The 7,742-nt window shown below is 65.6% G+C and carries 5 protein-coding genes and 1 pseudogene; all 6 read right to left on the bottom strand.

What is annotated here, in order from left to right; translation table 11 throughout:
* A partial coding sequence (locus tag QZY48_RS09055; RefSeq protein ID WP_295430297.1) for a hypothetical protein occupies positions 1–925 on the bottom strand: 925 nt, incomplete at its 3' end.
* 447 nt (positions 926–1,372) lie between these two features.
* Positions 1,373–1,585 (bottom strand): annotated as a pseudogene (locus QZY48_RS34700) (LEPR-XLL domain-containing protein); the annotation flags it as partial.
* A 220-nt stretch (positions 1,586–1,805) separates the two neighbouring features.
* Positions 1,806–2,249, bottom strand: a complete 444-nt coding sequence (locus QZY48_RS09050) for a hypothetical protein (protein ID WP_295430296.1) — start codon at positions 2,247–2,249, stop codon at positions 1,806–1,808.
* Positions 2,250–2,768: 519 nt separating this feature from the next.
* Complete coding sequence (locus tag QZY48_RS09045; RefSeq protein ID WP_295430294.1) at positions 2,769–3,548, bottom strand: efflux RND transporter periplasmic adaptor subunit; 780 nt, start codon at positions 3,546–3,548, stop codon at positions 2,769–2,771.
* Positions 3,549–3,606: 58 nt separating this feature from the next.
* On the bottom strand, positions 3,607–5,595 hold the full coding sequence (locus QZY48_RS09040) for a DEAD/DEAH box helicase (protein ID WP_295430292.1): 1,989 nt from the start codon (positions 5,593–5,595) through the stop codon (positions 3,607–3,609).
* Entirely contained in the window at positions 5,588–7,732 is a 2,145-nt protein-coding gene (locus QZY48_RS09035) for a PqqD family peptide modification chaperone (protein WP_295430291.1), read from the bottom strand. Before QZY48_RS09035 ends, QZY48_RS09040 begins: the two co-directional genes overlap by 8 nt.
* Positions 7,733–7,742: the final 10 nt, after the last annotated feature.

Here is a 7,742-nt window from a genome sequence, read left to right as displayed (position 1 = left end):
GCGCACTCGGTAGTGTGCCGAAAACGAGCGCTACCGCGCTCGCCGGGGCCGGCAGCCCCGTGACCCCGGTCACCCGCGGCGGCACCAGGTCGGCCACGTCCACATCGAGCAGGTATTGCCCGTGCGACCCCGCCCCGCTGACCGCCTCGACCCGTGCATAGATCGCCCCGTCGGCGGCGAGCGTCACGCGCGCATGCCCGTCAGCCGCGTTGCCGTCCTCGTCAGCAAGCACCTGACCAGCCGCGTTGAGCAGCGTGACCTTGGCCGCCAGTGCCCCGTCGGCCGGCCGCCGCGTCGCCAACTCCAACACGTTGCCGGCGTTGAACAACCCCAGACTGTAATAGTCCTCGTCGGTGTTGCTGCCCTCCGGTGCCATGATGGTGCCGGTGACCGTGGCCGTACGGTGCCCGGCAGCCGTCACCAGCGTCAGCGTGTTGGCATTGCCCAGACTATCGTTGCCGTAACCGGCGTCGGACTCCTGCTGGATGCCGCGGGCGACCTCCACCCGTATGTCATAGGTCCCGCCAGTGCCTTCGTATGGATAACGCCCGACACGGAGAAAATAGGTATTGCTGCTTGCTACGACGTAGTGGCTGATGAGGGCGTCCCGATCGGGACCACCGAGATAGTTCGATGTCAAACTGTTGTCAGCCGCATCCCGCAACTCGACGTATGGCGTCAGGGCGCTGTCCGGGGTGTCGATGCTGACGGAAACGGTGTCTCCGGCCTGTAGGGTGACGAACCAATAGTCGGGATCCGCCCAGTAGTTACCGGAGGCGCTGGGGTCCTGAGACCCCTGCCCGCGGGCAAACAGCAGCCCACTTCCCTCCGGGTCTTGGACCAGCGACAACTCGCCGGAAGTGACACGGGAGTCGTTTGGTTCGGTTTCCTGGACGGCGGCGGCGCTCGGCGACAGCGATACCAACGAGTTCGCGGAGGTGACGGATGCTGCGGCAACCGGTGTTGCTACGGTGGATTGGTTTGGCGTCACGGACGTTGCAGCACTTAGCCCGGATTCCGGGGCTGCGGCTGTAACGGAGGAAGTCGTCCCCGGCGAGGCGGCTGGAGCGACGGATACCTCAACGACAGGGGTTAGGGTGACGGCTCTGGCGTCGGGAGCAGACGAGACTGTATGGCTGATAACCGCTTGGTCGTTCAGCGCCTCCGGCAGTGGGGAAGCGGTGATGGAAACGTTGACACTCGTGGCGGATTCTGCGGGCCGCTGAATCGTCGCTTCCCAAGCACCTGTTGTTGTGACCTTTCGGCGCGTCGGCGGGCATTCGCCACCAGTGTCAACGCTGGGACTGGAGACGGCGTCGGCGAGGACGATGCACTTGGTAACCGCCGGTTCCGGCTCCGCGGTAGCTGGATCCGGCGGCGCCGGTACGATATCGGCACTCAGCAGAATCCTTTGTTCCAGCGTTTCAAAGAGGAGTCTGGTTCGCCCCCGGTCCTGCCCGGGACGACCACGCGTGCCGGCCCGCGGCGATGACGCGCAGCGCAGCGCCGTACGCAACGCATACACGAGGTTCCTGATCCGGAACCCCGGAGCTTTTGATACCCCGGAGTCAAGGCGTGCCTTCATGCAGACCTTCTCCCGCAGGCTTGACCCTGCGCGCTTGCCATGCAACACCCGGCGGGCGGCCTACGACTCCCCGCCGGTACCTTGGGCTGCGCCTTGGGGAAGGCGTGAGCCCTGACAAACTCCTATCTGCGTATCAGTGCAGCCCAGGGAGCGGCCGATGCGGCGTCGGGGCCGGGGTCCGCCCAATGAGGAACCGGGAACAACGATAGCGCCCGAACGATCAAGACGCCCTCCCAGTCGCCGCTCTGCGGCGGCCGGAGGCCGCGATGAGACACGTAAGCCCCAACGCCAGCAGGGGCGCACTGCCCGCCTCAGGCACGGCCGCCCCGGCGACGGTGACAGTTCCGAAGGTCGCGGGAATATCGTAGTCGGTATCGGCTGACTGGAATAACACCGGTGTCTGGCCAAGCGGCGCCGAAGCACGGATATCGAAGTGCGCGACCAGGAGGGAGCCGGAGATCCCGGTCACCGGTCCGAGCAAACTGGAGAGGCTGATCAAGACCTCGGTGGGCGATCCGCCCGATGGTGGTCCGACGGTGAGTGAAAATCCGGCGGTGACATCCCCGTTGGAGACGCTGGTCAAGGAGAGGAACAGCGGGTCAAAGGCGATCCGAACCGTGGCAGCTTCCAGGTCGACGACGCCCTCGTCCGCAAGCTCCAGCATGACCGTCTCACCCGGACTGCCCGCCAAGACCCCGCCCACTTGAAATGGGGACCCACTGACGCCAGGGCTAAAGCTGGCCAACAAGGCGATGAAGCCCCCGAGCCACCCCCACCGTAAGCGCCTGCACGAAATCATCTCGTGTCTCCCAACCCCCACAGATGATCGATCCGAAGTTCTAAAACTGAATTTCAGCGGCGATCTTGTCGTCCGGTTGCCGACCGGCACGCAAGGCGCAGCGGCGGCGAAACAGGCCCGATCAGGTACCCAACGCCTACCAACCTGACATGGATGGCGAGGTTAAACCCCTGGGCAAGGACAAAAACATGGTTCAGTGCCAGTAATACTGGCAGATTAGAAAAAATTAGGCAAGTCCATCACGACTAACGGGCGATACTTGGCAGCAGCGCCCGACCCGCCCGGATCTTGGGTGGTTCAGCGCAGCCCGGGGCGCCTGCGTTGGGTCAACGTCCCGCCCCCACTCCGGACAACGATACCAGCGCACCTGTGCCGCCTCGCTGGTCATTTCATGAACGTCACCCGGCACTCCAGCCCCGCCGGGATGCGATAGTCCGGATTCGCCAGTTCGATGCGCACCCCGAAGGTGCCGCTGGCGGCGTCGATGAGCTTCTCCACCATGGTGACCCGCGCCTCCAGGGTCTCGTGGAAGGGCTCCGACAGAACGACCTGGGCCACGGTGCCGGCGTGCACGCTGCCGTAGCGGTCCCCGGGGAGCACCGCCTCCACATTCAGCGGATCGAGTTGAGCGAGACGCACGATCGGCTGGGCCTGGGCAAACTCACCGCCATCCAAGTAACGTTCCACCACCACGCCAGTGATAGGGCTCCTGATGGTGCGCTGCTCCAGCAGGGCGGCGATACGCTTGGCATCAAGGACGGCGAGGCGGCGGTTCTCTTCCTGTTCCTCCAGTTCCTGACGGGCCAAGTCCGCGGCAGAGCGCAACTCGTCGAGTTCATCGGGGGAGACGAATTTGTTACCCGAGAGCTTCATGGCGCGTTGGTGTTTCTCGACGCTGCGCTGCAGGTTGACCTTCCGTGCCTGGATCGCGGCCTTCATCTCGGCGCGCAGGGTGGCCTGCTCCAGGGAGGCGCGCTCCGCCTCGGACTCCAAGACCGCAACCACGGCCCCCTGCTTGATGAAGTCGCCCTTGCTGACCGCGACCGTGGCGAGGACTCCTTCGACGGCGGTGCTGGCGTCGACCACCAAATGGGGCTCGATGAGGCAGGGAAAGTCGTCGGCGGGCGACGGCTCGGCCGCCCCTGACAGCGCGACCGGCAGCATCAAGACGGCCGCGATGAGGAGCGGGAGCAGCCGGCACGTGCACCGGACGCTGGCTTCTTCAGGACGGAGGCCGGCCGGAAAAGGCGAGTGATTCTTCAAGACGTTCATCCTGTTTCAACAATTGCCGCCGGATGGCCCGGTAGTGGCGCTGGGCTCGGCGCTGGGCGCGCGCGAGAAGTCGGGCGCAGAGCCACTCAGCACCCAACCGCAGCGCGAGCGTGGCCAGCAGGCCCCAGTGGAGCGGCAGGTGGCTGGCGACCAGTTCATCCTCTAAGGATAGGAACATCTGGTAGCAACCGGGATCGCCCTGGCGTCCGCAGCGCCCGAACAATTGCCGGTCGATGCGCCGCGCGTCGTGCAGTTCGGTGGCTAGCACCTGCAGACCACCCGCCGCGGCTACCCCCGGGCCCAAGCGGATATCGGTGCCCCGGCCGGCCATGTTGGTAGCCACCAGGATGGCCCCTGGCTGACCAGCCGCGGCCACCTGTTCCGCCTCTTGGGCGTCCTGATCCGCGTTGAGCACGGCATGTTGGAGTCCGCGGGACGCAATGGCCGTGCTCGCTTGCTGCGATGCAGTCACCGAGCGCGTGCCGATGAGCACCGGGCTGCCCACCGCATGGATCTCGGCCACCCGTTGCGCAACGCTGGCCCACTTCTCAGCGGCGCTGGGAAAGATCCGGGTCGGTAGGGCGCGGCGCTGCAGGGGTCGATTGGTCGGAACCCGCACGACCTGAAGTCCATATACCGACCACAATTCCGGGGCCAGTTCCCAGGCGGTGCCGGTCATTCCCGACAGGTGCAGGTAGCGACGGAAGAAATACTGGTAGCTGGTACGCGCCAGGGAGTCCCGGCGGGCAGTGATGGGCACGCACTCCTTGGCCTCCACCATTTGGTGCAATCCCTGCTCCCAGGTGCGGTCCGCCAGGATGCGCCCCGTGTATTCATCGACGATCTGGACTTTGTCCTCCCGAATCAAATAGTGCACCCCCCGTTCGTAGCGGTGTAGGGCGGTCAAGGCCTGGGTGATGAGCGCCTCCCGCCGCCGCGGACCTTGCCATACGCCGGCCAGGTCCCGGCTCAGGTCGACCAGACGCGCGAGCCCGGCAGGGGTGATGACTACCCGCCGGTCCCGGCCCTCCAGCCGGAAGTCATGTCCCGGCGTGAGGCTGGCAGCGATCGTGACGGCATCGCTGTAGAGGCGGGTAACCTGGGTGCCATTGCCGGCGGCGGAAATGATCAGGGGCGTGCGGGCCTCATCGACCAGGACGCTGTCAGCCTCGTCCACGATGGCAAAGAAGAGTCCGCGCATCAGAAGCTCATTCAGAGGCCCCTGGGGCGCGCACAGCCGTTCCAGCTTGATACAGAGGCGCCGGTGACGGCGGGCCAGGGTGATGCGGTCGCGCAGAAAGTCGAAGGCGATCTCTTTGTTTGAACCGTAGACAATGTCACTGGCATAACAGGCACGCCGTGCAGGGGCTGGCTGGCCATGTTCCAGGGCGGCGACCGAGAGACCCAGGGCCTCATAGAGCGGGGCCATCTCTTGGGCGTCACGCTGGGCCAGATAGTCGTTGGAGGTGATGACATGTACGGACGTCCCCGCCAGGGCCGCCGTCGCCGCCGCCAGGGTGGCGGTCAAGGTCTTGCCCTCGCCGGTCTCCATTTCGGCAATCGCCCCTTGGAGCAGCACCCAGCCGCCGATCAGTTGTACGTCGTAGTGGCGTACTCCGAGCCGGCGTCCCGCTGCCTCCTGGACTAGGGCAAAGGCGCGCGCCACGAGCGGCAGGCGAAAGCCGTCCCGGCGCAGTTGCCGGCCAAGGGTCAGGGCGGTCGCGGCCAGGGCAGCATCGGTCAGTCCCTGGACCGGCGCCGCCTGCACCGCGACTGCGGAGCAGATGGCGCGGAAGCGCCCGCTACGGGAGGCCAGGGGCCGGCGCAGCCAGGCCAGTCGATCCCGGACCCAGGTCTCGTACCAAGGCTCACGGGGTCGACCCCGCTCCGGGTAGGCAAGGCCCAAGTGCGCGTTGATGCTGATCGCAGGGTCAGACATTGAAATAGCTCAGGAAGACCCGTCGCAGGGTACGGTACCAACGCCCGGCCAGGGGCTCCGGGGCATGCTCGAAACGCACATAGACTCGGCTGCCGATGGTCCGCGGGGCGGCCCCAGGGGGCAGGGTCAGGTCGATTTGAAAAACCTTTGTCAGCGCGGTAACACCCTTCATATCCCGCGGGTCGATCGGGATGCTGCCCCCACCCTGGGTGCCCAAGGCAGCGCTCGGCAGGGCGGCGCTCGCGGTCGGGACCAAGCCCGCGATTGCAGCCGGGATCACCTCGTCGATTGCGTCGGTACGCCGCACCTGTGCGCGGTGCGTGCCCTCGCGGATCAGATCCACGTCGTCCTGGGTCACGACCGCCCGCACGCTGATTCGTCCGTCGGCGATCACATAGCCCAGCAGTTGCCCCTTCTGGAGGAAGCGCCCCGGCAAGTCGTCGGCACCGGGGATCACCAGTCGGCCACCGCTCGGGGCACGGACCTCCAAGTCGCCGATCCGCTCCCACTTGCGGGCGATCTGCGCCTGGACCCCCGCGATCTGCTCACGGGCGATCTCGGCCTGGACACGATCCTCCTCCCGATAGAAATCGTAGCGTGCCTCCAGCACCGCCAACTCGCCCTTGAGGACCTTGAGTTCCGGGGCCAGCAAGGGATCATCGAGCACTACCACCCGTTGCCCCGCCGTGACCTGAGCGCCGGGCGTGGCAGTCAGCCGCTGGACGAAGCCATCGCCCCCGACACGGATTTGCAATCCTTCCGGCGCCCAGGCCACACCCTCAGTCACCGTCGCCAGCGGCAGGGGCAGGGCGAAGATCAACAACAGCACAACCGCGGCCATGGCCGCGGAAACGGCGACCGCACGCGGGCGCTGATCGCGTAGTGTGGGACTCGTTGCCAGGTAGTTCATGCCCTTGAATGCCGGTTGGAGGAAGAGACTGAAGGCAGCCCAAAAAGCGAGCAGCACGCCAATGAAGAAGAACTGGGCCCCCACGAACAGCACAATCAAGGAGAAGATGGCCATGCGGTAGGCGAATGACAGGGGTGCATAGAGGAGGAACCAGCGCGCCTCCCCAGGGGCGTTGACGGGCGATCCGGCCTCGCGCAGGCCGAACGCATGGTACTGCATCAGATAGGAAACATACTGATTTGCCCGCCGGGCCAGGTTGGGGATCTCGATCAGATCAGCGAGGATATAATACGCATCGAAGCGCAACAGCGGATTGCCGTTGAAAACCAAGGTGGACACCCCGGCGATCAGGATCACGTTGTAGGCCATCGCCTTGACCAGCCCGGGTTCGGCGGCGGCCCATAGGAAGACCGCTAGGGCAGCAACGAACAACTCCACCAGCATCCCGGCCGCGCCCACCAGGGCGCGTTGGTACTTGTCGATGAAGGCGATGGACGCAGAGGCATCCACATAGGGGACGGGCATGAAGACGAGGAACATGACGCCGAGCTGGTGGACCTCCCCGCCCCAGACCTTAACGGCAAAGGCATGGCCCAGTTCATGAAGGGTCTTGACAAAAGGAAAGACCAGCCCGATCAGCAGCAGGTTTTGCGGCGCCAGAAGGTTGCCTGAGATGTCCTGGCGCAACTCGGGCCAGTGGAGGGCGGCTACGACGGCACCGCCGATCACCACCCCCAGCCACAGGAGGGCACCAAACCAGCCGAACAGGGGCCTCACCAACCACTGGACGCAATTCAGCCAGCGGTCCGGGTCTAGCAGGGGGACGCGCACGGCCATGGGTGATTTTAATTGCTGCATCCACCGGTTGCGTTGGTGGCGCTGATGGCGGCGCAGCACTTCATCAGGGTCCGCGGGGATGTCGCTCTGGAGCAGGTCGGCGGCATGCAACTGGTGTAGCAGGCGCAGTGTCTCACCTTGGGTAGGGGCGTCGTCACCCAGTTCGCGCGCGGCCAGCTCCCAGATCTGATCCAGCGTACGCACGCCGTCCATCAGGCCGATGATGCGATTGGCCACCGGGCTAAAGCGATGGAAGCGGCCGGTCACCACGTCCTGGATCACATACCAGAGCTGCCCCCGGTAGTGGTGACGATGGATCTGCACATGCGGGCGCAACCGCGGCCGAAGCGCGGCGACCCGATACCAGGAAGGATCGAAGACCTGTTCCATCGGTTTGCCG

Origin of the sequence: uncultured Thiodictyon sp., from assembly GCF_903828115.1 — a bacterium.
Taxonomy (GTDB): Bacteria; Pseudomonadota; Gammaproteobacteria; order Chromatiales; family Chromatiaceae; genus Thiodictyon.
This window is presented reverse-complemented; position numbering and strand designations above follow the sequence as displayed.

Coding starts and splice junctions, on each gene's coding strand:
- QZY48_RS09050 (WP_295430296.1), bottom strand. CDS start 2,249: ATGCTGGAGCTTGCGGACGAGGGCGTCGTCGACCTGGAAGCTGCCACG.
- QZY48_RS09045 (WP_295430294.1), bottom strand. CDS start 3,548: ATGCTGCCGGTCGCGCTGTCAGGGGCGGCCGAGCCGTCGCCCGCCGAC.
- QZY48_RS09040 (WP_295430292.1), bottom strand. CDS start 5,595: ATGTCTGACCCTGCGATCAGCATCAACGCGCACTTGGGCCTTGCCTAC.
- QZY48_RS09035 (WP_295430291.1), bottom strand. CDS start 7,732: ATGGAACAGGTCTTCGATCCTTCCTGGTATCGGGTCGCCGCGCTTCGG.